Source organism: Enterococcus sp. DIV2402 (assembly GCF_017426705.2).
Classification (GTDB): domain Bacteria; phylum Bacillota; class Bacilli; order Lactobacillales; family Enterococcaceae; genus Enterococcus_F; species Enterococcus_F lowellii.
Genome location: NZ_CP147251.1, coordinates 2,318,661 through 2,343,066, shown reverse-complemented (window position 1 = coordinate 2,343,066; position 24,406 = coordinate 2,318,661). Strand labels below are relative to the sequence as shown.

General features: G+C 35.2%; 25 protein-coding genes. 21 read left to right on the top strand and 4 right to left on the bottom strand.

All coding sequences use genetic code 11. The features are described 5' to 3' along the window. The first annotated feature begins 33 nt into the window (after positions 1 to 33). From DOK78_RS11375 to ribF, 13 genes are all read left to right on the top strand, one after another. Positions 34 to 1,224 (top strand): class C sortase, encoded by a 1,191-nt coding sequence (locus DOK78_RS11375; RefSeq protein WP_207940243.1) that lies wholly within the window; start codon positions 34 to 36, stop codon positions 1,222 to 1,224. Continuing rightward, the gene (locus tag DOK78_RS11370) at positions 1,221 to 2,069 is read left to right on the top strand and encodes a class C sortase (protein ID WP_207940244.1); all 849 of its coding nucleotides are present in this window, start codon (positions 1,221 to 1,223) and stop codon (positions 2,067 to 2,069) included. Before DOK78_RS11375 ends, DOK78_RS11370 begins: the two co-directional genes overlap by 4 nt. A gap of 160 nt (positions 2,070 to 2,229) precedes the next feature. After that, positions 2,230 to 3,606, top strand: a complete 1,377-nt coding sequence (locus tag DOK78_RS11365) for a helix-turn-helix domain-containing protein (RefSeq protein WP_207940245.1) — start codon at positions 2,230 to 2,232, stop codon at positions 3,604 to 3,606. A gap of 166 nt (positions 3,607 to 3,772) precedes the next feature. Next, a complete protein-coding gene (locus tag DOK78_RS11360) occupies positions 3,773 to 4,210 on the top strand; it encodes a DUF4234 domain-containing protein (RefSeq protein WP_207940246.1) in 438 nt (145 codons plus the stop codon). Beyond that, positions 4,195 to 4,566 carry a DUF2752 domain-containing protein gene (locus tag DOK78_RS11355; RefSeq protein ID WP_207940247.1) on the top strand — a complete coding sequence of 124 codons (372 nt, stop codon included), beginning with the start codon at positions 4,195 to 4,197 and terminating at the stop codon, positions 4,564 to 4,566. Before DOK78_RS11360 ends, DOK78_RS11355 begins: the two co-directional genes overlap by 16 nt. Positions 4,567 to 4,695: 129 nt before the next feature. Next, positions 4,696 to 5,169, top strand: coding sequence for a ribosome maturation factor RimP (gene rimP, locus DOK78_RS11350; RefSeq protein ID WP_207940248.1), 474 nt, complete (start codon positions 4,696 to 4,698; stop codon positions 5,167 to 5,169). Positions 5,170 to 5,189: 20 nt separating this feature from the next. Next, entirely contained in the window at positions 5,190 to 6,332 is a 1,143-nt protein-coding gene (gene nusA / locus DOK78_RS11345; protein ID WP_207940249.1) for a transcription termination factor NusA, read from the top strand. 17 nt (positions 6,333 to 6,349) lie between these two features. Continuing rightward, positions 6,350 to 6,646, top strand: coding sequence for an RNase P modulator RnpM (gene rnpM / locus DOK78_RS11340; protein WP_207940250.1), 297 nt, complete (start codon positions 6,350 to 6,352; stop codon positions 6,644 to 6,646). Next, positions 6,639 to 6,941 (top strand): YlxQ-related RNA-binding protein, encoded by a 303-nt coding sequence (locus DOK78_RS11335; RefSeq protein WP_207940251.1) that lies wholly within the window; start codon positions 6,639 to 6,641, stop codon positions 6,939 to 6,941. The genes rnpM and DOK78_RS11335 overlap by 8 nt, the downstream gene beginning before the upstream one ends. Positions 6,942 to 6,953: 12 nt before the next feature. Further along, positions 6,954 to 9,389, top strand: coding sequence for a translation initiation factor IF-2 (gene infB / locus DOK78_RS11330; protein WP_207940252.1), 2,436 nt, complete (start codon positions 6,954 to 6,956; stop codon positions 9,387 to 9,389). A 31-nt stretch (positions 9,390 to 9,420) separates the two neighbouring features. Further along, positions 9,421 to 9,768 carry a 30S ribosome-binding factor RbfA gene (rbfA, locus tag DOK78_RS11325; RefSeq protein WP_207940253.1) on the top strand — a complete coding sequence of 116 codons (348 nt, stop codon included), beginning with the start codon at positions 9,421 to 9,423 and terminating at the stop codon, positions 9,766 to 9,768. A gap of 124 nt (positions 9,769 to 9,892) precedes the next feature. Continuing rightward, a complete protein-coding gene (gene truB, locus DOK78_RS11320; RefSeq protein WP_207940254.1) occupies positions 9,893 to 10,813 on the top strand; it encodes a tRNA pseudouridine(55) synthase TruB in 921 nt (306 codons plus the stop codon). Between the two features lie 14 nt (positions 10,814 to 10,827). Then, complete coding sequence (ribF, locus tag DOK78_RS11315; protein WP_207940255.1) at positions 10,828 to 11,769, top strand: riboflavin biosynthesis protein RibF; 942 nt, start codon at positions 10,828 to 10,830, stop codon at positions 11,767 to 11,769. Between the two features lie 30 nt (positions 11,770 to 11,799). On the opposite strand, the gene DOK78_RS15800 is transcribed toward ribF, so the two are convergent. From DOK78_RS15800 to hemW, 4 genes are all read right to left on the bottom strand, one after another. Next, the gene (locus DOK78_RS15800; protein ID WP_422389683.1) at positions 11,800 to 12,060 is read right to left on the bottom strand and encodes a DUF3923 family protein; all 261 of its coding nucleotides are present in this window, start codon (positions 12,058 to 12,060) and stop codon (positions 11,800 to 11,802) included. A gap of 139 nt (positions 12,061 to 12,199) precedes the next feature. Then, positions 12,200 to 13,180, bottom strand: a complete 981-nt coding sequence (locus DOK78_RS11310) for a CAP domain-containing protein (RefSeq protein ID WP_243430411.1) — start codon at positions 13,178 to 13,180, stop codon at positions 12,200 to 12,202. 275 nt (positions 13,181 to 13,455) lie between these two features. After that, positions 13,456 to 14,229, bottom strand: a complete 774-nt coding sequence (locus tag DOK78_RS11305; RefSeq protein ID WP_207940258.1) for an HAD family hydrolase — start codon at positions 14,227 to 14,229, stop codon at positions 13,456 to 13,458. A 79-nt stretch (positions 14,230 to 14,308) separates the two neighbouring features. Further along, positions 14,309 to 15,472: a radical SAM family heme chaperone HemW gene (hemW, locus tag DOK78_RS11300; RefSeq protein WP_207940259.1), complete on the bottom strand. Its 1,164-nt coding sequence runs from the start codon at positions 15,470 to 15,472 to the stop codon at positions 14,309 to 14,311. Positions 15,473 to 15,713: 241 nt separating this feature from the next. On the opposite strand from hemW, the gene hrcA reads away from it, so the two are divergent. From hrcA to DOK78_RS11260, 8 genes are all read left to right on the top strand, one after another. Beyond that, complete coding sequence (gene hrcA / locus DOK78_RS11295; protein ID WP_207940260.1) at positions 15,714 to 16,754, top strand: heat-inducible transcriptional repressor HrcA; 1,041 nt, start codon at positions 15,714 to 15,716, stop codon at positions 16,752 to 16,754. Positions 16,755 to 16,845: 91 nt separating this feature from the next. Then, a complete protein-coding gene (gene grpE / locus DOK78_RS11290) occupies positions 16,846 to 17,340 on the top strand; it encodes a nucleotide exchange factor GrpE (protein ID WP_243430473.1) in 495 nt (164 codons plus the stop codon). Between the two features lie 49 nt (positions 17,341 to 17,389). After that, the gene (gene dnaK / locus DOK78_RS11285; protein WP_207940262.1) at positions 17,390 to 19,213 is read left to right on the top strand and encodes a molecular chaperone DnaK; all 1,824 of its coding nucleotides are present in this window, start codon (positions 17,390 to 17,392) and stop codon (positions 19,211 to 19,213) included. Between the two features lie 168 nt (positions 19,214 to 19,381). Next, positions 19,382 to 20,542 (top strand): molecular chaperone DnaJ, encoded by a 1,161-nt coding sequence (gene dnaJ, locus DOK78_RS11280; protein WP_207940263.1) that lies wholly within the window; start codon positions 19,382 to 19,384, stop codon positions 20,540 to 20,542. A 297-nt stretch (positions 20,543 to 20,839) separates the two neighbouring features. Further along, positions 20,840 to 21,325 carry a hypothetical protein gene (locus tag DOK78_RS11275; protein ID WP_207940264.1) on the top strand — a complete coding sequence of 162 codons (486 nt, stop codon included), beginning with the start codon at positions 20,840 to 20,842 and terminating at the stop codon, positions 21,323 to 21,325. After that, positions 21,322 to 22,509 (top strand): efflux RND transporter periplasmic adaptor subunit, encoded by a 1,188-nt coding sequence (locus tag DOK78_RS11270; RefSeq protein ID WP_207940265.1) that lies wholly within the window; start codon positions 21,322 to 21,324, stop codon positions 22,507 to 22,509. Before DOK78_RS11275 ends, DOK78_RS11270 begins: the two co-directional genes overlap by 4 nt. Then, positions 22,510 to 23,193: an ABC transporter ATP-binding protein gene (locus tag DOK78_RS11265; RefSeq protein ID WP_207940266.1), complete on the top strand. Its 684-nt coding sequence runs from the start codon at positions 22,510 to 22,512 to the stop codon at positions 23,191 to 23,193. Beyond that, positions 23,190 to 24,386, top strand: a complete 1,197-nt coding sequence (locus DOK78_RS11260) for an ABC transporter permease (RefSeq protein ID WP_207940267.1) — start codon at positions 23,190 to 23,192, stop codon at positions 24,384 to 24,386. The genes DOK78_RS11265 and DOK78_RS11260 overlap by 4 nt, the downstream gene beginning before the upstream one ends. Positions 24,387 to 24,406 lie beyond the last annotated feature (20 nt).

Below are 24,406 nucleotides of genomic sequence, written 5' to 3'. Positions count from 1 at the left end.
GTTACCTTTTTATTTAGAGAAAAGGAGCTAAAGATGGATCAAAACTTGAAAAACGAACGAATAAATCTTTTATTGAAACTACTGATGGCGTTATTATTTCTAACTGGTGCAGTGACTTTTAGTTATCCCTTCGTAGTAGACGCTATTAATAACTATTATGACCAGAAGACGATTGAAAAAATGCATCGCGAAAATCAAGAACAATTACTGACTGAACGAGAAGAACATTTATCGAAAATGAAGCAACAAAATGACGTACTTCGGACTAATAAACAAACGACCAATATTCCAGGAATGGGCTTAGTGGAGGATCCTTTTGAAGAATCTATTGGCAATACGCCGAATCCTGATCGCCAATATTTTTCAGACCATACAATTGGCGCCATCTATATTCCTAAAATCCATGTTAGTCTCCCGTTGTTTGATGAAACCAATTCACTGTTGTTAGAAAAAGGAGCGACAGTTTTACAAGGAACTTCTTTACCAATTGGTGGAAGTGATACCCACTCGGTAATTACTGGTCATAGCGGTTTACCCAATAAATTATTATTTACTGATTTAGAAAAGTTACAACAAGATGATGTGTTCTATCTTGACGTTGCTGGAGAAAAATTAGCCTATCAAATTGAGCAGTTTAACACAGTACTACCACATGAATTAGAGGATTTGAAAATTAAGGAAGGGAAAGATTTAGTAACGTTGGTGACTTGCACACCTTATATGGTGAATACGCATCGCTTATTAGTCACGGCTCATCGGATTCCTTATATAGAAGAAGTCATGGAAAAAGAAAAAGAGCAAACAGAAAAGTACCACTATCAGCGATTTTGGTTATTCATGTTGGCTATTCCAGTAGTTTTAGTTTCCATTGCTTATTGGATGTGGCGCAAATTTGTTTATTATCAAAGCGGAAAATATCGTTATGATTTTCAATTTATCTACCTTAAAAATGGAGAACCATTGGTGGGACAACGATTTATTTTATCGAAACGACACAAACAGATTGCCATAACAACCAGTAATCAAGATGGCAAGGTATGTTTTTCTCAAATTCGTGGCGGTTGCTATTGGGTAACGCCTGCAAACCGAGAGCAGCCCAAAATTAAAGGGTATATATTTCGTTTAAAAGAGAAGCAATTCCTATTGAGAAGTCGTTCGATTATTCGAAAGGATAAGCGAGCTGATACTACTTGCTATTGGATAGAGGAAGGAAAACGAAAATGAAAAAATCAAAGCGACAGTTGTTTTCTCGTATTGCTGTTATCTGCTTATTTTGTACGGGAGTCATGGTTATGACCTATCCATTTTATGTTAACGCATTAAACAATTTTTTAGACCAACAACAAATGACATATTATTTAACAAAAGAAAAAAATGTGGCAGCAGAACGCCAACGACTAGAAGTCGAAAACGAGCGTTTGAAAACGGAAGGCCTTGCACCAGGTGCCGATCCTTTTAGTGAATCTCCTTCCCAAAAAGCAGATGAGCAATATTATCAGCAACATTTTATCGGAAAAATTAACATTCCAAAATTGGCCGTTGAATTGTCTTTATTTGATACAACCACGCCATTATTGTTGGAAAAAGGTGCCACTGTATTAGATGGGACGAGTTATCCTGTGGGTGGAGATGGAACCCACGCAGTCATTACTGCTCATCGAGGATTGCCGGAAAGAGAACTATTCACCAATCTTCCTAAATTAAAAAAGGGCGACCTCTTTTTAATAGACATTTTAAATCAAACATTAGCTTATGAGGTGAGGGATATTCAAGTAGTGGAACCGCATGAAACCTCTTTACTACAACTAGTTGCTGAGAAAGACTTAGTAACTTTAGTAACCTGTACGCCCTACATGATTAATTCACATCGTTTGTTAGTCACTGGTGAGCGTGTTCCTTATACAGCAAACGTTCAAAAAGAACAAGAAGCAGGAAATCGTCAACGATTTTGGGAGCAAATTATCATAGCCGTAGGAATTGGTATTTTTCTAATAGTTAGTATAGGCATGATTGCACATCAGATTTATAGATTTAAGTTGAAAAATAATCCAAGCTCCAAGAGTGAGTAGTCGTTTCTATGGGATAAATGTTATTAAGACATAACTGAAAGATGCGAGTATTTCAAATTAGTCATAAATTGATTTATAGAATGCTGAAAATTGAGGAGGAAATTTATGTTTGGTTTCGCTAAGATTAACTTATGGAATACACAAACTGAGGAGGAAGTGTATGTTTGGATTCTCTAAGGAAATACTTTTAAAAAAAGAATTACTCTATTTTCTAGACAAACAAGAAGAAGGCGTTTCAAGTAAAGATATTTCAGATTATATACAATCACTAACTAGTCAAACGGTTCGAAAATATCTAAAAGAAATTGCTGAAAGTATTTCAGAACTCTATTCACCAGAACAAATGCAATTAAATATAGGCACTCGTTATGGAAGTTATTTATTACGAAAAGGAACCAATTTTGATCGTTATTTTGAAGAACTTTATACTAAAAATATTGTGTATCACATCTATCAACAACTAATTTTGCACCGTTCGTTCCTTACGTCAGACTTCTGCCAAAGACATGCAGTTAGCATGTCTACTTTACGTCGCATAATTAAGAAGATAAATGATGCATTGACTGATTATCAAATTCATTTGAAAATTGGCACAAAAGTTACCGTTGTCGGTAATGAAAAGCAAATTCGCGTCTTCTTTTTTATGTTTCTTTATACTGTTCATCGAAAATTATCTTCTATACAATGGATTGATTCAGAAAAATATCTGAAATTAGGTCAGCAAATTTGTGAAGCTTTCTATATTTTTACCGACAATGAACATATGGAAATTCTTGGTATATGGCTGTTCATCAATCAACAATCTGATCAATTAGGAAAACCGATTGAATCAAACGTGTTTGAAAACTTTGCTTCAATTGTCTTACCCGATAGCGAACTGTCTTTGGATACTTGGGAGTTTATATTGATTGTTATGTATGTATTAGATTTAGTTGAATTTGAACCAGAATTAAATTTTGAAAAGATACATCAAAATTCTTTTTCTGATAGTGCTCGAAAATGGCTTCTTTTTTATGAAAATCGTGTTCGACAAATGATGCCGAAAGAAAAGGAAAATCTCTATTTGCAAATGTATAAATTATCTATACTCGATCAAATTGTTCCGACTTCTGAAAAGGTAAAAGCCGTTTTTTCAATCTTTGATGAAGCGAAAGTGCAAGAAATCTATCCTTATTTTTGGATTGAGTTTGAAAAAATGTGGGAAGCATTTGTTTCTCAATATACTCTATTAGATACTAAGAAATACAAGCAATTTTTTTTAGAATGGACATTGCAATATGCTTCAAAAGAAAAACTTTTTCCAATTATCCAAATGTATTTAAAGTCTAGTTTGCCAAAAATAGAGATTCAGTTAATGAAAAAGACGATTGAACATAAAATGTTGAATACGGCACAGATTGTTTTTGTTTCTGAGGAAAAAATTGCGGATATTACGTTGTCTACGGAAACCACCCAAAAAGGTATGTTAATAAATGCTAATTTAACTGAAAAAGATTTTTCAGTAATAAAAGAAGGAATAATGAAGTTGCTTCAATAACTAGTAGTTTATAGAGCATAGAAATTTTTTGCTTTTAAAAAGAGAATGATGAAAAATGGTTCTGAATGGTTAAATAAAACTAATTTTATTTAAAAATCCCCATATTTTCTTATCAATTTGTTTATTTCATTGTATACTAAGTTGAGACAAACAAAGGAGAGAAATTATGCAAAATAGACGTCTTCTTGGACGCGAGCGTTCAGTATTACTGGTAGTTGTATTAACTTTAATCACATGCGGTATTTATTTCTTTGTATGGATGTATCAAGTAACCAAAGAATTAACAGAATATACAGAGGATTATCGTTTAAGTCCAGGATTAGCTGTGGTTTTTACATTATTAACATGTGGTTTTTACACGCTTTATTGGTGGTATCGCATCAATAATTTAATGATGACCGCTCAACATGAAACAGGGTATCAAGTAATGGCTGATAACAAATGGCTATTTCTATTATGTAGTGTTGTTGGTTTTAGTATCATTAATATGGCGATTATTCAATCTGATTTAAATCTTTTATGGGAGCGTGCAGAAGTTGCAGAAGAACCTCCAATAGAAGAAACACCTTTTCAGTCTTCAGATGACGAATGGACCGATTATTAATGTGTATTTTTAAATGGATGACAGGATTGCCTTGTCCAGGTTGTGGGATGACACGAGCATGTCTACACGTTCTTTCAGGAAATTTTGAAGAAGCTTTTTATTATCATCCGCTATTCTGGTTAGTTCCGATCGTTTTTGGAATCGTCATCTTTCAAAAGTATTCATTGATTTCAAAAATATATCATTCTAAATTATTTTGGAGTAGTGTCCTTAGCTTAATTGTAGGTGTATATATTTATCGAATGCTGCAATTTTTTCCAAATCAAGCACCGATGGATTTTGAAACACAAGCATGGATACCAAGACTATTCGCTACGCTATGGGAACAAATGACTACTATAGCGCGCGAAACTTGAATTTATACCAAAGTTATGTTATATTCATAAACGTAATGATAGTAGAGGTGAGTGAGGGCGATTTTTTCCCTCACTCTTTTTATGGAATGAAGCAAATTTCATTCATTGAAATAAAGGAGGCGATAAATTTTGAGTACTGTGGTGGAAACTGTAACCGAGTTAGTAACCCCTATTTTAGAGGAACAAAATTTTGAGTTAGTAGAAGTAGAATTTGTGAAAGAAGGCAAGAATTGGTTTCTTCGTGTCTTCATTGACAAAGAAGGTGGCATCGATATTGAAGAGTGTGCCTTTGTCAGTGAGCATTTGAGCGAAAAGTTAGACAGCATTGATCCTGATCCTATTCCTCAAGCATACTTTTTAGAAGTTTCTTCTCCAGGAGCAGAACGTCCATTGAAGAAAGAAGCAGATTATCAACGAGCATTGGGTGAATACATCCATCTCTCTCTTTACCAACCATTAGATGGAGAAAAACAATATGAAGGATTTTTACAATCCTATGATAATGCTGAACTTATTCTAAAAATTAGAATTAAAACAAGAGAAAAAGAAATTACTGTTGATCGCAAAAATATTGCGAAAGCTCGTCTAGCTATTCAATTTTAAACACGGAGGAATCAAAGACAATGAGTAAAGAAATGTTGAACGCATTAGATGCTTTAGAAGCTGAAAAGGGAGTTTCTAAAGAAATTGTTATTGAAGCATTAGAAGCAGCATTGATTTCTGCTTATAAACGTCATTACGGACAATCACAAAATGTAGAAGTGGAATTTGACCAAAAAAAGGGAAATATTCACGTCTATGCGGTCAAAGAAGTTTCTGAAGAAGTTATGGACTCTCAATTAGAAGTCTCTTTAAAAGAAGCCATCACAATTAATCCTGCTTACGAAATCGGTGACAGAATCCGTTTTGAAGTAACACCAAAAGACTTTGGACGTATTGCCGCACAAACAGCAAAACAAGTTATTTTACAACGTGTACGTGAAGCAGAACGTAACATCATCTACACTGAATTCAGTGCATATGAAAAAGACATTATGCAAGGAATTGTTGAACGCCAAGACAATCGTTATATTTATGTAAATCTTGGAAAAATTGAAGCTGTTTTATCAAAACAAGATCAAATGGTTAATGAATTTTATCAACCACATGATCGTATCAAAGTCTACGTTTCACGTGTTGAAAATACTTCAAAAGGTCCACAAGTCTTTGTAAGTCGTAGTCATCCAGATTTATTACGTCGTTTATTTGAACAAGAAGTGCCAGAAGTGTATGATGGTATTGTAGAGATTGTCAGCATTGCTCGTGAAGCAGGCGATCGTTCAAAAATTGCTGTTCGTTCACATGATGCAAATATTGATCCAGTAGGTACTTGTGTGGGACCCAAAGGACAACGTGTACAAGCCCTTGTTAACGAATTAAAAGGCGAAAATATGGATATCGTAGAATGGAATGAAGATCCAGCTGTTTTCATTGCAAATGCGTTAAATCCAGCAGAAGTAAGTGATGTTATTTTTGATGCAGAAAATCCAAAAGCATGTACCGTTGTAGTGCCAGATTATCAATTATCGTTAGCAATTGGTAAACGTGGACAAAATGCACGTTTAGCTGCTAAATTAACTGGCTATAAAATTGACATTAAGTCAGAATCAGACATGAAAGATTTTTATGCACAACTAGACAATGAAGAAATTGTAGAAGAAATTGATGCAACTATTGATGAAGCAGAAGTTATTTTAAATGACGACGCAACATCAGTAGACGAATAACATCTGGAGGGATTCTAATGAAAAAAAGAAAAATTCCTTTGAGAAAATCAGTTGTATCAGGTGATATGTTTCCCAAAAAAGAATTGTTGCGAATTGCCCGCTCAAAAGAAGGTGAAGTTTCAATTGATCCAACTGGTAAAAAACCAGGTCGTGGTGCGTATATTGCCATTGAACCAAGTGAAGCGCAACTTGCATGGGATAAACGCATTTTAGACCGTGTGTTAGAAGCCAAACTGACGGATGAATTTTATCAAGAATTATTAGATTATGTAACACACCAAAAAGCGCGTCGAGAGTTGTTTGGCAATGAATAGACAAAAAGCGCTCAATATGTTAGGACTAGCAATGCGTGCTGGTAAACTGGTAACCGGTGAAGAAATGACGATTAAAGAGGTGAAATCGCAAAAAGCGAAACTTGTTTTAATCGCCCATGATGCTGGTAAGAATACACAGAAGAAAGTAAAGGACAAAAGTTCTTTTTATCAAGTTCCTTGTCTTGACCATTTCGACTCAAATGAACTGAGCCAAGCTATCGGTAAAGACCGTATGGTGGTTGGCATTCTGGATAGTGGATTTGCCAAGAGAATCGAGGAATTAATATTAGGTTAGGAAGGTGATTGCATGGGGAAAAAAAGAGTATACGAACTTGCAAAAGAAATTAACAAATCAAGTAAAGAGATTGTCGATAAAGCACAATCACTAGGCTTTGACGTGAAAAATCACATGGGAGTAATCTCAGATAGTGAGGAGAAAAAATTACGTCAAACATTAGGCGGAGGTGCAGCACGACCAAATAAACCAGCATCCCAAAAACCAGTAAACCAACAAAATAACGCACAAGGCGATAAGAAATTCCAATCGCAAAGAAATAATCCTAACTTCCAAAACCGTCAAAATCAAAGTGGAAACCAAAATCGTTCAAATAATCAAGGGCAACGCACTAACAATCAAAACCGTCCGACACAAGGACAAAATCAAAATCGCCCGACACAAGGACAAAATCAAAACCGTCCAACTCAAGGACAAAACAACCAAACTCGTCCAGCACAAGGTCAAAATAATCATCAAAATCGCTCAACTACTGCACAAGGACAAAGCAATAATCAAAACCGTTCAAATACAGGACAAGGGCAAAACAATAACCAAAATCGTAACCGTAACAATAACTTCAATAATCGTAACAGTTTTGGTGGCAATCAAAACCGTAATAAATTTAACAAAAAAGGGAAAAAAGGAAAACAACATCCTCAATCCAATAAACCTGCAGTGCCAGCACGTAAGTTCCGTGAATTACCAGAAGTTTTAGAATATACAGATGGCATGAACGTAGCAGATATTGCAAAAAAAATCTATCGTGAACCAGCTGAAATTATCAAAAAACTCTTTATGATGGGCGTTATGGTTAACCAAAACCAACCATTAGATAAAGATACAATTGAGTTGTTAGCGACAGATTACGGCATTGACCCACAAGAAAAAGTTCAAGTGGATATTGCAGATATCGATAAATTCTTTGAACCAGAAGAGTTAAAAGAAGAAAATCTTGTGTCTCGTCCACCAGTTGTAACCATCATGGGGCACGTTGACCATGGTAAAACAACATTACTTGATACATTACGTCATTCACGTGTTAGTGTAACAAGTGGCGAAGCAGGCGGTATTACCCAACATATCGGTGCGTACCAAATTGATATTGATAATAAACCAATTACTTTCTTGGATACTCCAGGACATGCGGCGTTTACAAGCATGCGTGCACGTGGAGCAAGTATTACAGATATTACGATTTTAGTTGTCGCAGCAGATGATGGTGTAATGCCTCAAACAATTGAAGCAATTAACCATGCGAAAGCAGCGAACGTTCCAATTATTGTTGCTGTAAATAAAATCGATAAGCCAGCAGCTAATCCACAACATGTGATGCAAGAATTAAGTGAATATGAATTAATTCCTGAAGCATGGGGTGGCGATACAATTTTTGTTGAAATCTCAGCAAAATTTGGACAAAATATTGAAGAATTATTAGAAATGATTCTATTAGTTGCGGAAGTAGAAGATTTGAAAGCTGATCCAACTCAACGCGCAATCGGTACAGTAATCGAAGCTCGTTTAGACAAAGGAAAAGGTCCTGTAGCGACTTTATTAGTACAACAAGGTACGCTACACGTAGGAAATCCTATCGTTGTCGGTAACACGTATGGTCGTGTCCGTGTGATGACGAATGACTTAGGCCGTCGTGATAAAACTGCTGGTCCAGCAACTCCAGTTGAAATTACAGGATTAAATGATGTACCTCAAGCAGGTGACCGTTTTGTTGTCTTTGAAGATGAGAAAACAGCTCGTGCAGCCGGTGAAGAACGTGCGAAACGTGCGTTAGTGGAACAACGTGCATCAAGTTCTCGTGTCACATTAGACAATTTATTTGAAAGCCTAAAAGAAGGCGAATTAAAAGACGTGAATGTTATTATTAAAGCTGACGTTCAAGGTTCTGCCGAAGCTTTAGCTGCTTCATTGAAGAAAATTGATGTGGAAGGCGTTCGTGTAAATATTGTCCATTCAGCAGTTGGTGCGGTGAATGAAAGTGATGTCACTTTAGCTGCAGCAAGTAATGCGATTATCATTGGATTTAATGTACGTCCAACGCCACAAGCGAAACAACAAGCTGATGCGGAATCAGTAGATATTCGCTTACACCGTATTATTTACAAAGCAATTGAAGAAATTGAAACAGCGATGAAAGGGATGCTTGATCCTGAATTTGAAGAAAAAATTACAGGTCAAATGGTCGTTCGTGAAACGTATAAAGTTTCTAAAATTGGTACAATTGCTGGTTGTTACGTAACAGAAGGCTTTATCCGTCGTGATAGTGGTGTTCGTGTGATTCGTGATAATATTGTTATCTACGAAGGTGAACTAGCTAGCTTGAAACGTTTTAAAGATGATGCCAAAGAAGTAAAATTAGGCTTTGAATGTGGAGCGATGATTGATAAATTCAACGACATCAAAGTAGATGACGTAATCGAAGGATTCGTTATGGAAGAAATTAAAGCAAAATAATTAATTACGTTAGAAAATAGGAGGTCTCTCAATGGCCAATTATCGTGATCGTAGAGTTGCTCAAGAAATTTTGAAAGAAGTTAATCAAATCTTGAGAAGAAAAGTTCGTGATCCTCGTGTGCAAGACGTCACTATTACAGATGTTCATGTGACCGGAGATTTACAACAAGCAACGATTTATTACAGTATTTTATCTGACTTAGCTTCAGATAAGCAAAAAGCGCAAAGTGGTTTAGAAAAAGCAACAGGTTTAATTCGTCGTGAATTAGGTCATGAGTTGTCGCTTTATAAAACACCTGAATTAATCTTTGAATTAGATGAATCTGTCGTGTATGGCAATAAAATTGACGAAATGATTCGTAATTTAAACAAAGACTAGTCGAAACGGAAACGAGACAGGATTGTTTCGTTTCCGTTTTTTGTTTGAATGAAATTGTATAATACGCAAGTGAAGAACGATATGTTATAATAATTGAGGCTAAAAAATAAATTGAGGTGTATCCATGAACGGCATTTTACCCCTATGGAAAGAACGCGGTATGACAAGTCATGACTGTGTATTTAAACTAAGAAAAATTTTACATACAAAAAAAGTAGGACATGGTGGAACATTAGACCCAGATGTCGATGGTGTTTTGCCAATTTGTATTGGCAAAGGAACCAAAGTTATTGAATTTCTCAGTGATTCAGGAAAAATTTATGAAGGTGAAATCACGCTTGGATATAGTACAACGACAGAAGATGTTTCTGGTGAAATTGTTGAAAAACAAGCGGTTGATGTGCCTTTTTCTAATGAACAAATTGACAAAGCAATGCAACAATTGACTGGAGAGATTACGCAAATCCCACCGATGTATTCAGCAGTGAAAGTTAATGGGAAACGATTATATGAATATGCAAGAAATGGGGAAACAGTCGAACGTCCCAAACGTAAAGCTCAAATAGATCTTTTTGAACGGACAACTGAACCTATATGGGATGAAGTTGAAAAAACGCAATCTTGGCGGTTCCGTGTAGTTTGTGGTAAGGGAACCTATGTCCGCACGTTAGCAGTAGATACTGGAAAAGCATTAGGCGTGCCTGCCCATATGTCTGATTTGACGCGTACAGCCAGTGGTGGTTTTACCAAAGAGCAGGCTGTCACCTTAGCACAAGTAGCAAAGGCGATGGAAAACGAAAGCATCGAACAAATTTTATTGCCAATTGAATTTGGTGTGAAAGATTTTAAACGGATTGATATTACAGAAGAGTTATGGAACAAAGTCAAAAATGGGATGCGTTTGCCGTACCAAGAATTTGGCTTTACTGACTTGCCTAAGGAACCTTTTGCAGTTTTTTATCATGCCAAAGTGGTTTGCTTATATCAGCCGCATGAAAAACAAAAAGGAATTGTGAAACCATTAAAAGTATTACAAACAGAGTGAGGAGCAAAAGCAGAATGAAAGTAATTGAAATTCGTCATCCTTATGAAAAAGCGATGATTCCAAAAGATGATGTAGTTTTAGTCATGGGCTTTTTTGACGGTGTTCATCAAGGTCATCAAAAAGTTATTCAAGAAGGGAAAAAAATTGCCGATGAAAAAGGCTTAAAATTAGCCGTAATGACCTTCAACCAACATCCATCTATTGTTTTTCAAAAAGTCCAACCAGAATTAATGCGTTACTTAACAAGCTTGGATCAAAAGAAACGACTAATGGAACAACAACAAGTCGATTATTTGTATATTGTGGAGTTTACTTCAGCATTTGCTAATTTAAAACCACAAGATTTCGTGGACCAATATATGGTTGACTTAAATGCTGCTTGTGTTGTTGCGGGGTTTGATTATACGTACGGACCAAAAGATGTTGCGAATATGTCTTGTTTAGCAGATTATGCTAAAGGACGCTTTGAGATTCTAACAGTTCCTAAAGAGAGTTTAGCGGATCGTAAAATTAGTTCAACACGTATTCGTGAAAACTTAGACGCTGGACATATGGAAGAAGTGACAGAATTATTAGGTTATGTCTATGAAATTGATGGAACCGTTGTACATGGTGATGCCCGTGGACGAACATTGGGTTTTCCAACTGCTAATATTAAAACCAAAAGTACCACTCGTTTACCTAAAGAAGGTGTTTATGTAACGGAATTGAAAGTTGGTGATACCTGGTATCCATCAATGGGCTCAATCGGACATAATGATACCTTTGAAAAAGGGCGACAATTAACAGTTGAAGTATACATTTTAGACTTTAAAGAAGATATCTACGGTGAACAAGTCTCTGTGCGTTGGAATCATTTTTTACGAGGCCAAGTTGCTTTTGATGGAGCTGAAAGTTTAATTAAACAATTAAAACAAGATGAATGCGACACACGCACTTATTTTGACTTAAATTAAGAAGAAGGATTGATTGCTAATTACAGCGTATCAATCCTTCTTTCGTTTTTTCTGTTGTTTTTTAAGACTGACCCCCCAAGTAAGTTGGCAAAGAAAAACAAACAGAAAGAGGACAAAAATAAGAATGAACGAAATTAGTCGAAGTTCAATTGTTTGGATTGTATCAAAAGTGTCTGTTTTTTGAAAGAAAATATATCCAATTGCAACAACAAATAGAATAGACCATAAAATATTTATACCTAACCAAAACGTTTTCAATTTCCCGCACCTCCTATAACTATTAATTATCATAACAAAAAATGAACATTAATAATATAGAAAATTCTGAAAATAAAAGAATTGCAGAATTTTACGAAGTGTAATAATGCGCTAAATTAGCTAACTCAAAAAAATAAGCCTTTACTTTGAATAAAGTAAAAGACTTGTTTTTTTATTTGTAGAACAATTCTGTAAAATAAGGCTGATTCTCTTCGTTAAAAGAAACGCCAATGCCTAGATTTTCAAAGCCATTATTTAAAATATTTTTACGATGACCTTCTGAATTTAATAAGCCTTGATGCGCAAAGATACTGCTTGCTTGACCATACGCCAGATTTTCGCCAGCTAATGTATAAGAAATTTGATCCTCATTCATACGATCGAAGGGAGATTGTCCTTGTAGATTCATATGGTCAAAATAATTATTATCAGCCATGTCTTTGCTATGCTTGCGTCCAGTTTCTTGCGCTTGATCCGACCAATTTAAAACAGATAATCCTCGTTTAACACGAGAAGCATTCGTCAAATCAAATAATTGTCTCTCGAAACCAGTTTGTAGTTCAGTTGTTTGACTTGCATAAAGATAATTTTTATTTAATTCTAATTGCTGTTCAATAATTTGAATAGCAGTGAGTTTGTCACCGTCATGCAAATCATAAAAGAAGGTGATGAAATTATTGTCTATTTGATACACATCATATTCACCTTCACTGTTGATTAGATAATTATAGAGTCCTTTACGAATAGACTCTTCTGGTTCTCCCAGCAAATCACGGATGGTTTGTTTAGTAGTCCCCATTTGAATATCCAGAGTGGAAGCAAGTAATTCTTGATTGGTAAACAACCCTCGAACAATATTGTCTTGGTCATATGCAACCATCATAAAATTTTGATAATTTTGATGATAGCTTGCCCATTGGGTGCCATATTCATTTTGTGTTTGATTAAGAGCAGTACCGTACATGGCTTCGACCTCTTGTTGGCTGTCTCCAATTTCAATATTACCAACTGAAAAAGTTTGAGATTCGGGTTGGGATAATTCTAAAGGTGGGGGTGTTGATTCCTCATTTGTTATTAATTGAGAAACAGAATGTTGAACAAGCTGTGTTCCTTCCGTAAACAAATCAAACCAAAAGGCCCGTGTAAAAAACAATAAGGCGACTATACAGAGAAAATAAAAAGTTCGTTTTAAGATAAAAAACACCTCCTACTAAGTATACTATACTGGATAATTAAGCAATTAGATAAATTGGGAGCCTAAGAGATGCTTTTTCTTAATTCTTTTTTATAGTATAAGCAAAAAAAGCGATGAAATAGGTCTATTTAACAGTAAAATATCCGAACGAGAGAGTGTGCTCCTGTAGTCTAGCAGGATTAGCGCTACTCATTCTAAATCGTTCGGATATTTTTCTCTTGTTTTTACTTACGTTACACTTGTTCAATTATCGGTAAAATTTCTTTTAATGAAGCAACTTCATAAGTAGGCTGCACAGTAACCGGTGTTTGTTGATGATGATTAATCCAAATATTTGACATGTTCGTACGATTCGAACCTAAAATATCTGTCATTAAATTATCGCCTATCATAATTGATTGCTCTGGGGATGCATTAGCTGTCTCAAGTGCAAATTCAAAAATTTTAGGATCGGGTTTACCAACCCCAACTTCACCTGAAATAATAATATGCGCAAAATAAGGCGCAATTTCGGGTGTAATTGCTAGCTTTGTTCGTTGCAAAGAAGGTGAGCCATTTGTCACTAGTACAAGTTGATATTTTTCTTTTAATTGGTCTAATACCGTAAAAGTATCTGAATAGACGAACGGATGTTTTTTACGCTCTACAACAAATTGTTGTGCCAATTGTTTTCCTAAAGCTAAATCCTCAATACCACAAGCTTTTAAACCATTTGTCCAAGCGTCCACTTGATAGGTATGGATTAATTGATGCATTTGTTGAAATTCTTCTCCAGGATCATCGAAGGTTCCCCATAACCCTTCAAAAGGATTAATACCAATCATTTGCGTGAATGCATACGTAGGGTAGCTTTGATATAATTTTGTTGCTTCTTCTCTAACCGCGTTCTCTAATACTTTTGAATCAATTGTGGCAACTGTTTTACAAGTTTCTTGAAATGCAGTTTTAATACTATGTTTGTCCCATAATAATGTATCATCTAAATCAAAAAAAATAGTTGTAATCATCTGTTTTCCCCTTTGTAGAGCCATGATAAGCTACATTCTAGCAAAAATTAATTGAAAAAGAAATCCTTTTTTCAGTCAGTTACTTAGGTAGTAAAAATTTTTCAAAAACTTCATTTCCTATAAAAAGACCTTGCTGCGTCAATTGTATGCGATCATTATTGACCACCAGCCAATTTTTTTCTATTAATTCAGGTAAAATTTTACCGTAGACATCCATAAATGAAACATTAAATTTCTCAGCAAAATATTTTTGAGAAATACCTTCTAATTTTCTCAGTCCCAAAAACATCTCTTCTTCAATTTGATTTTCTTTAGTTAACAGCTCTGTTTCAACAATTGGTAATTGGTTGTCGCGTAAAGGGCGTAAATAATGTTGAATCGGTCCAAAGTTTTTATAGCGCTCATTTTTCAAATAGCCACTGGCACCTGCACCGAAACCATAATAATTTTCATTATTCCAATACACGAGATTATGCTGTGATTCTTTGCCTACAGCAGCAAAGTTACTGACTTCATATTGACGATGACCAGATTTTTCCATGGCTTCGATCGCTTCTTCAAACATTTGACTTTCAACTTCTTGTGAAGGGAGTTCTAAGCGGCCTTGTCGTACCCAGTTCATAAATTGAGTTTTATTTTCTAAAATCAATGAATACATTGAGTAGTGAGGCAAACCCAATTCAATGGCGCGATGTAGCGTATCGCGAAAATCTTCCAACGTTTGTCCAGGTAAAGCGTAGATCAAATCAATGCTGACATTATCAAACTGATTTTTTTCAAGAACGCGAATTGTTTCATACACATCTTCTGCCGTATGTTTACGACCAATCTTTTTTAATAAACGATTGTTAAAGGTCTGCACACCCATAGATAAACGATTGACACCATGATGTTTCATGACTTGTAATTTTTCTTCAGTTAAATCACCTGGATTAGCTTCAACCGTAAACTCTTTCGTTGTGTTGGTTGGCAACAAGTGATGAATACCGGTTAATAAAACATCTAATTGTGTGGCAGATAAAGAAGTGGGCGTCCCACCTCCAATGTAAATTGTTTCAGATTGATCGGTAGGATGGACTTGCAACGTTAGTTCAATTTCTTTTAAAAGTAGTTGAATGTATTCGTCCACAGGTTGCCCTTCTAAAAAAACTTTATTGAAATCACAATAGTAGCAAATGTGTTCGCAAAAGGGAATATGGATATATGCCGATGTATTTTTAACTTGGGGTGTTTCTTCAAACATAAATGTGTTTCCTCCAGTATCACAGGTTCTGTGATCGATTGTATTCGAAAAACAGTGTACCATATTTTATATAAGAGGCGATATGTAGAAGTCTTTAATTTAGTCAAAAAGAAAATTAGCACTCTGTCTAGAAGAGTGCTAATTTTTGAGAGTTTCTTCTTGACTTCTATTTTAAATATGATATATTTATACATGTAGTTAGCACTTGATAGACAAGAGTGCTAATCAAGAGGTGATAAATTTGTTAACAGAAAGACAAGAAAATATCTTGCGTCTGATCATCCAAAATTATACAAATTTAGGCCAGCCAGTTGGCTCGAAAAAATTAATGGAGGATGGCATCGAAGCAAGTTCAGCGACGATTCGTAATGAGATGAAGACGCTTGAAGATTATGGATTACTTGCTAAAACACATTCTTCTTCTGGTCGAGTTCCTTCGATGACTGGTTATCGGTATTATGTCGATCACCTATTGACACCTTCGAAAGTAGGTAACGAAGATGTTGCACTGATTAGGCAGTCTTTTGGCAAAGAATTTCACGAGATTAATGAAATTATTCAACAGTCTGCCAATATTTTATCTACCTTGACAAGTTATACGGCATTGTCGCTTGGACCAGATGTAAAGGATCGAAGGCTAACGGGTTTTCGAATTGTTCCTTTAAACAATCGCCAAGTCATTGCAATTATTGTCACAGACAAAGGAAATGTGGAAAGCCAAGTCTTTTCAATTCCGAAAAACTTAAGTAGTGATGACCTTGAAAAAATGGTTCGTATCATTAATGATAAATTGATTGGGCAACCCCTGATGAATGTTTATCATCGTTTACGAACTGAAATTCCGATGATTCTGCATAAATATTTTCAAACGACTGATGGTGTTCTGGATTTATTTGATGGCATGTTAAATCATATTTTTGAAGAGAAGGTTTTTGTCGGTGGACGGATGAATTTATTGAACTTCGAACACAACCAAGACGTGGAACAATTTAAGTCAATGTATTCATTTATGAAGAATTCAGAAAACTTAAACCAATTGTTAGCACCACGCGATGGCGCCATTCAAATTCGAATTGGCTCCGAACTTGGGGACAACCTATTGAATAATATGAGTATGATTCAGGCAAGTTATGACATTGAAGGACACGGAAAAGGAACCATTGCTTTATTAGGGCCTACGAGTATGCCTTATTCGAAAATGTTTGGTTTAGTCGATGTATTTCGCCAGGAATTAGCTTTAACGTTGGTTAATTATTACCGGTCGTTAGATTCGGTTAATTAGCTAGTTAATCAATAGCATGATTTCAAATAGAAGGGAAGTTAGTCCATTGTCAGAACAAGAAAAAACTTCTGAAGAAATTATTGAAGAAGTAATGGAAACAAACGAAGAAGAATCGACAGAGGAAACAGAAGTTGTTTCTGAAGCCGATGAACTGAAAAAACAATTAGAAGAAACTGAAGACAAATTCTTACGTGCGCGCGCTGAAATCGCAAACATTACGAACCGTAATCGCAACGAAAGAGAATTGTTACAAAAATATCGTTCACAAGATTTAGGTAAAAAATTATTACCTGCCATTGACAATCTAGAACGTGCGATGAACGCGGAAGTAACTGATGAACAAAGTATCAGTTTGAAAAAAGGTGTGGAAATGGTATTAGAAAGTTTACGCCAAGCTTTGAAAGAAGAAGGTATTGAAGAAATTCCAGCTACTGGAGTTGCTTTTGATCCAAATCTACATCAAGCTGTACAAACTGTGCCTGCATCAGATGACTATCCGTCAGATACGATTGTAGAAGTCTTACAAAAAGGCTATAAACTACATGATCGCGTTTTACGTGCAAGTATGGTTGTTGTGGCACAATAATAAAATTTGATAATTTAATTGAAATGAATACACAAAGGAGATCTTTAATATGAGCAAAATTATTGGTATTGACTTAGGTACAACAAACTCAGCTGTTTCTGTATTAGAAGGCGGAGAAGCTAAAATTATTACAAATCCAGAAGGTAATCGTACAACACCATCTGTAGTCTCTTTCAAAAATGGTGAAATTCAAGTCGGTGAAGTAGCTAAACGTCAAGCAGTGACAAATCCTAACACAATTTCATCAATCAAACGTCATATTGGTGAAGCTGGTTATAAAGTAGAAGTAGAAGGTAAAACATATACACCACAAGAAATCTCAGCAATGATCTTACAATACATCAAAGGTTTTGCAGAAGATTATTTAGGTGAAAAAGTTGAAAAAGCAGTTATCACTGTACCTGCTTATTTCAATGACTCACAACGTCAAGCAACTAAAGACGCTGGTAAAATTGCTGGTTTAGAAGTTGAACGTATTGTTAACGAACCAACTGCAGCAGCCTTAGCTTATGGTTTAGATAAAACCGACCGTGACGAAAAAGTATTAGTATTTGACCTTGGTGGTGGTACATTTGACGTATCTATCCTTGAATTAGGCGACGGTGTCTTTGATGTATTATCAACAGCTGGTGATAATAACCTAGGTGGAGATGACTTTGATAACAAAATCATCGATTATATGGTAGCAGAATTCAAAAAAGAAAACGGCATTGACTTAAGTAAAGATAAAATGGCTGTTCAACGTTTGAAAGATGCCGCTGAAAAAGCGAAAAAAGATTTATCAGGTGTAACAAGTACACAAATTAGCTTACCATTTATTACAGCTGGCGATGCTGGTCCATTACACTTAGAATTAACATTAACTCGTGCAAAATTTGATGAATTAACTGCAGATTTAGTAGAACGTACAAAAGTTCCTGTACGTCAAGCATTAAAAGATGCTGGTATTTCTCAATCTGAAATTGATGAAGTTATCTTGGTTGGTGGTTCTACACGTATTCCTGCAGTTGTAGAAGCTGTCCGTAAAGAAACTAGCAAAGAACCTAACAAATCAGTAAACCCTGATGAAGTAGTAGCAATGGGTGCTGCGATTCAAGGTGGGGTTATCACTGGTGATGTTAAAGATGTCGTATTACTTGATGTAACACCACTTTCATTAGGTATTGAAACAATGGGTGGCGTATTTACAAAATTAATTGATCGTAATACAACAATCCCAACAAGCAAATCTCAAGTATTCTCAACAGCAGCTGATAATCAACCAGCCGTAGACATCCATGTATTACAAGGTGAACGTCCAATGGCTGCAGATAACAAAACACTTGGAAGATTCCAATTAACGGATATTCCACCAGCACCACGTGGAATTCCTCAAATCGAAGTAACTTTTGATATCGACAAAAACGGTATTGTAAATGTTTCTGCGAAAGATTTAGGAACTCAAAAAGAACAAACTATTACGATTAAATCTTCTTCTGGTTTATCAGATGATGAAATCGAACGTATGGTGAAAGATGCTGAAGCAAATGCAGAAGCAGATAAAGCTCGTAAAGAAGAAGTTGATTTACGTAATGATGTAGATGCTTTACTATTCACTGTTGATAAAACATTGAAAGAGCTAGAAGGTAAAGTAGATGCCGACGAAGTGAAAAAAGCTGAAGATGCACGTGATGAATTAAAAGCGGCTGTTGAAGCGAACAACATTGAAGAAATGAAAACAAAACGTGATGCGTTGAATGAAATCGTACAAAACTTAACAGTTAAATTGTATGAACAAGCCGCTCAACAACAAGCACAACAAGATCCTAATGCTGCTCAAGGTGGCGCAGATGATGTGGTTGATGCCGATTTTGAAGAAGTAGATAACGACTAACCTCGTTACTTGTGAAAAGCCAAAGTCATCCGCTTTGGCTTTTTCTTCTGGATTGAAGAGATGAAAATAAACATTTTTTCAAAGGATTTTTTCAAAAGGATGTTCCTTCTTTCGGATTTATGATAAAATACGAAAGACTGTTAAAAGCAAGAAAACGGAGGGAAGCCAATGGCAACAAAACGTGATTATTACGAAGTCTTAGGTTTACAAAAAGGGGCTTCGGACGACGAAATTAAAAAAGCGTATCGTAAGCTTTCCAAAAAATACCATCCAGATATTAATAAAGAAGCAGATGCAGAAACGAAATTTAAAGAAGTTTCAGAAGCATATGAAATTTTAAGCGACCCACAAAAACGTGCAGCCTATGATCAATATGGACATGCCGGTACAGATCCAAACTATGGTGGTGGAGCTGGTGGTTTCGGCGGATTTAATGGCGGCTTCTCAAGTGCTGGTGGATTTGGTGGTTTTGAAGATATATTTGAATCATTTTTTGGTGGAGGAGGCCGTACAGTAAATCCTAATGCCCCTCGACAAGGAGAAGATTTACAATATTCAATTAACCTAAGCTTTGAAGAAGCAATCTTCGGCGTAGAAAAAGATATTCAATACAAACGTGATGAAACATGTCATACATGTGGTGGAAATGGCGCGAAACCAGGAACCCAACCTGAAACATGTCATAAATGTCATGGCTCAGGTACAATCAATGTGGAACGTCAAACACCACTTGGTCGAGTAATGAGTCGTCAAACCTGTGATGTTTGTCATGGTACTGGTAAAGAAATCAAAGATGTTTGTGAAACTTGTCATGGCACTGGACATGAAAAGAAAACGCACAGTGTGAAAGTAAATGTTCCTGCTGGAGTAGAAAATGGGCAACAAATGCGTTTAGCTGGTCAAGGTGAAGCTGGTACAAATGGTGGTCCTTACGGTGATTTATATGTTATTTTCTATGTAGAAGAAAGTGATATTTTTGATCGTGATGGTGCGGAAATTTATTATGAATTACCGCTAAACTTTGTCCAAGCTGCATTAGGTGACGAAGTTAACGTACCAACTGTTCATGGCGAAGTTAAACTAAAAATTCCTGCTGGTACACAAACAGGTACTAAATTCCGTCTACGCGGTAAAGGTGCTCCACGTCTACGTGGTAATGGCAATGGTGACCAACAAGTAACAGTGAAATTGATTACGCCGAGAAACTTAAATGAAAGTCAAAAAGACGCGTTACGTCAATTCGCTGAAGTAAGTGGTCAAAAAACAACAGAACAACAACCAGAAGGCTTTTTTGATAAAATGAAAGATGCGTTTGGAAAGAAAAAATAAATAATTTTAGTAGTAGAAAATCTATCTTAAAAATAGATTTTCTACTATTTTTTATAGAGAAAAAGTCTCTGTAGCTAATCTGAAATTAATCTATATGATTTGATTGATGAAGTGAGCGTCATTTCAAGTTTTTTATAACGCTTAGAATATTTTTTTAAACAAACTAACATTTTTGAAAGGTTGATAAATAAAGTAATGTGGTACACTATAATTAAAGATAAAAGAATAATTAGTTATAATTGTGATTTTTTTAACTTACAATTGTTCTCTATCAAATAAATTAAAAGGAGCAAATTTATGGAAACTGTTAGAAATTTAAAAAAGGCTAAAACTTGGAATATGGTCTTATTAGTGTTATGTAGTATTTTTTTAATCATTACTTTGTTTAGTTTACCTACAGCTTTAAATCCCGATCCCTCATTATATAATGAACAACTACTAGGTCCACAAGCGTCACAACTATATGAACAAGCTAATAGTTTGCAATCTAAAGTGTATGCATCGATTGATGTAGTGATTTCAATTGCTATTGTCGTGTTACTTTTTTTAAATAATCAGAAGTTAAAAAGAAGAACTTTAGCATCTAAAACACCGTATTATTTATATCTAGGTTGGGCTGTAGTGGGCATTGTTTATTCTCTGTTATTTACTCCTTCAGTTGATTTAGGTGAAATGACTCAAATGATGACTATCATAACCTTAGTCGTTCAAATTTTGCTAGCTTTACCAGCAATTTTAGCCTTGATTTATTTATTTAAAGCAGACACCGAGGAGGAAATATGAAGAAGGAAAAACGTAAAAAATTAAGTAAAAAGAAACAAATTATAGTAAGCATAGCAGCAGCTATCGTTGCGATTTTAGTCATTGTTATGGCATATATCTATAGTCGTCCAACACAAGCAAAAGAAGATTCATATCAAGTTGTAACTCTTGCAAAGGCTAATCCACTAATCTTTAAAGGTGTTGTTACACCTGCCACCACAGAGGCTTTTTATTATGATCAATCAAAAGGTGATATATCAGATATTTTAGTCCAAAATGGTCAAGAAATTAAAGCCAATACGGCTGTTATGGCATATGAAAATAAAGCTGTTCAAGAGCAGATTGATGAACAAGAACAAAGTTTAGAAAAATTAAACTTTTCTATCCAAACGGCACAGCAAAATTTGGATAATGCCTATGTGAAAAAACAAGAAATTCAAGACAAGCTATATACGGCTTCTACACAGTTTGACAATGCTGATAACAGTACACCTGAAGGACAAGCAATTCGTCAAGAAGAACAAGTAAAAAAAGAGCAATATACGGAAGCTTTATCGGCACAAGATGATGTTATTTTACAAGCACAACAAGCATTGGATTCTGCTTATTTAGATGCGAATAGTGCGAATGAAAGTATTGAAAGTACCCAAAATAAGATGATTACTAATGTTTTTGCTAAAGGTGATGGAATTGTGACGATAGACATGAAAGGAGAGGCGAATCCTGCTGTTCCGTTGATACAAGTGATTAGTAAAGAGACGGTTGTTGAGGCCAAAGTTACAGAATATGACTATAATCGTTTGCAAAAAGATACACCAATCACAATCCAATTAACAAATGACAATACAAAAATTGATGGAACAATTACAAAAATTAATCCTCTACCTGATTCATCTGAAGCAACTCAGACGAGTATTGCGACATATACTTTTACTGTCAAACCAGCTGAAAATATTCAATATGGGTATAATTGCCAAATTATATTGCCGATAGATGAATTGCGTATTCCCGAAAGTGCTTTAGTAACCGATGAAGAACAAGTATCTGTTTTTGTTGTTAAACACGGTAAAGCACATAAGACCCCCGTTTCAATCGAAAAAAAAGATAGTTTTGTCGTTGTAAAGAAAGGTTTATCTGAAAAAGAAAAAATTATTGAAAATCCTGATAATAAACTAAGTGATGGTCAAGAAGTGACGGTGAAATAGATGATTGACTTACAGCATATCAATAAATATTATCAAAGTGAAGAAGAGAGTCTACAAGTTCTTAAAGATATTAATTTACACATTGAATCAGGTGAAATGATTGCGATTATGGGACCTTCTGGTTCAGGAAAATCCACATTGATTAACTTATTGGGCTTTATCGATAAATCTTTCGAAGGAGAGTATTTATTTGAAGGAGAATCTTTTATTACTTGGTCAGATGACGCTCTTTCAAAAATACGTAACCAAACAGTAGGCTTTGTCTTTCAAAACTTTAGTTTGATTGAAAATAATACGGTATATGAAAATGTCGAATTACCCTTGCTTTATAATGGTTATAGTTTCCATCAAACAAAACAAAAAGTTTTAGCAGCCTTGGAAATGGTAGGATTAACAGACAAAGCAACTAAATATCCTAAGCAATTATCAGGGGGGCAACAACAACGAGTGGCAATTGCTCGTGCGGTAATTAATGAACCTAAATTTATTATTGCTGACGAACCAACTGGGGCTTTAGATACACATACTTCAGAAGAAATTATGAAACTTTTTGTCCAACTAAATCAAGAAAAAAAATCCACGATTATTTTAGTTACGCATGATCCAGAGATGATTCCGTACTGCACACGTTTAATTCAAATTCGAGATGGTGCCATTATGGAAGATAAGGAGTTGAATCGATGAATATTTATGTGAATTGGCGGACATCGATTCGTTCTGTTTTTAAAAATCGTAAACGCAGCCTACTAACAATGTTTGGAATTATTATCGGTATCGCTGCAGTCATTACCATTTTAGCAATCGGTCGTGGCTTTGAGAAAGATACGATTAAAAATTTAAATAGTGGAGATTCTGATGCAATTGAAATTCAAGTAAATTTTACTCCAAAAAATGAAAGTTTATATACAAGTAACGTTAATTTTTTTAACGATACAGACCGAGAAGTTATTGACCAAGTAACTGGAGTCAAGACGGTTACTTATCCTAAAACTGAGGGGACAATCTATAAAGAAATCAGCATTGCAGATAAAAAACAAACCAAGCAAATTTCTTTAGTAAAAAAATCGGTACAGGAAATACTTATTGGAAGAGCGTTAACTACTTATGATAATGATATAGAAAATAATGTGGTAGTTATTGATTCAGTAACCGCTAAAGATTTATATCAAACAGTTGAAAATGCATTAGAACGTGGATTTGAAATTGAAGGCCATTTATTTCAAATTGTAGGAATTTATCAAGGAAACGAAATGGAAAGTATGTTTTCGATGCCTGAGAGTAATATTTCTATTCCAGAGAAAGTTTATGAACGTTACTTTGCAAATGATTCTTCTAGTTCAACCTTAGTAGTTACTTTAGAACAAGATGCTACACCAGCAACTGTAACCACTGATGTAATTAAACGCTTAGAAGAAAAAGGGACGATGAAAAACTTCGGGGAATATATAGTTTTTGATACTGCTATGTTAACGGATGGTATCAGCCAAATATTAGGAACGATTACTTTATTTATTTCCTGTGTAGCAGGGATATCGTTATTAATTGCTGGTGTAGGAGTAATGAATATGATGTATATTTCAGTTTCTGAACGAACCAAAGAAATTGGTATTCGACGAGCTTTAGGAGCGACTCGCAATTCTATTCGTTTGCAGTTTCTTCTAGAAGGAGTAACTTTGACCTTAGTAGGCGGAATTATTGGATATGTCATTGGTATTGCTTGTGCCTATCTGATTGGTTCGTTAATCGATGTTTCAGTTTCCATTGATTTCTTTACAATAGCGTTAGCTGTAGGGGTGTCTAGTGGAATAGGTATTGTTTTTTCTGTAATGCCTGCTTCTGAAGCTGCTAAAAAAGATTTAATCGAGATTTTAAGATAGAAAAAAAGAGACAATAATAT

Excerpts from the sequence above, each read along its gene's own strand:
- DOK78_RS11370 (WP_207940244.1), top strand. The coding sequence starts at position 1,221 with ATGAAAAAATCAAAGCGACAGTTGTTTTCTCGTATTGCTGTTATCTGC.
- DOK78_RS11275 (WP_207940264.1), top strand. The coding sequence starts at position 20,840 with ATGGAAACTGTTAGAAATTTAAAAAAGGCTAAAACTTGGAATATGGTC.
- nusA (WP_207940249.1), top strand. The coding sequence starts at position 5,190 with ATGAGTAAAGAAATGTTGAACGCATTAGATGCTTTAGAAGCTGAAAAG.
- ribF (WP_207940255.1), top strand. The coding sequence starts at position 10,828 with ATGAAAGTAATTGAAATTCGTCATCCTTATGAAAAAGCGATGATTCCA.
- rnpM (WP_207940250.1), top strand. The coding sequence starts at position 6,350 with ATGAAAAAAAGAAAAATTCCTTTGAGAAAATCAGTTGTATCAGGTGAT.
- DOK78_RS11260 (WP_207940267.1), top strand. The coding sequence starts at position 23,190 with ATGAATATTTATGTGAATTGGCGGACATCGATTCGTTCTGTTTTTAAA.
- DOK78_RS11355 (WP_207940247.1), top strand. The coding sequence starts at position 4,195 with ATGGACCGATTATTAATGTGTATTTTTAAATGGATGACAGGATTGCCT.
- DOK78_RS11375 (WP_207940243.1), top strand. The coding sequence starts at position 34 with ATGGATCAAAACTTGAAAAACGAACGAATAAATCTTTTATTGAAACTA.
- rbfA (WP_207940253.1), top strand. The coding sequence starts at position 9,421 with ATGGCCAATTATCGTGATCGTAGAGTTGCTCAAGAAATTTTGAAAGAA.
- hemW (WP_207940259.1), bottom strand. The coding sequence starts at position 15,472 with ATGTTTGAAGAAACACCCCAAGTTAAAAATACATCGGCATATATCCAT.
- dnaJ (WP_207940263.1), top strand. The coding sequence starts at position 19,382 with ATGGCAACAAAACGTGATTATTACGAAGTCTTAGGTTTACAAAAAGGG.
- DOK78_RS11360 (WP_207940246.1), top strand. The coding sequence starts at position 3,773 with ATGCAAAATAGACGTCTTCTTGGACGCGAGCGTTCAGTATTACTGGTA.
- DOK78_RS11265 (WP_207940266.1), top strand. The coding sequence starts at position 22,510 with ATGATTGACTTACAGCATATCAATAAATATTATCAAAGTGAAGAAGAG.
- truB (WP_207940254.1), top strand. The coding sequence starts at position 9,893 with ATGAACGGCATTTTACCCCTATGGAAAGAACGCGGTATGACAAGTCAT.
- dnaK (WP_207940262.1), top strand. The coding sequence starts at position 17,390 with ATGAGCAAAATTATTGGTATTGACTTAGGTACAACAAACTCAGCTGTT.
- DOK78_RS15800 (WP_422389683.1), bottom strand. The coding sequence starts at position 12,060 with ATGATAATTAATAGTTATAGGAGGTGCGGGAAATTGAAAACGTTTTGG.
- grpE (WP_243430473.1), top strand. The coding sequence starts at position 16,846 with ATGGAAACAAACGAAGAAGAATCGACAGAGGAAACAGAAGTTGTTTCT.
- DOK78_RS11365 (WP_207940245.1), top strand. The coding sequence starts at position 2,230 with ATGTTTGGATTCTCTAAGGAAATACTTTTAAAAAAAGAATTACTCTAT.
- infB (WP_207940252.1), top strand. The coding sequence starts at position 6,954 with ATGGGGAAAAAAAGAGTATACGAACTTGCAAAAGAAATTAACAAATCA.
- DOK78_RS11305 (WP_207940258.1), bottom strand. The coding sequence starts at position 14,229 with ATGATTACAACTATTTTTTTTGATTTAGATGATACATTATTATGGGAC.
- DOK78_RS11270 (WP_207940265.1), top strand. The coding sequence starts at position 21,322 with ATGAAGAAGGAAAAACGTAAAAAATTAAGTAAAAAGAAACAAATTATA.
- DOK78_RS11335 (WP_207940251.1), top strand. The coding sequence starts at position 6,639 with ATGAATAGACAAAAAGCGCTCAATATGTTAGGACTAGCAATGCGTGCT.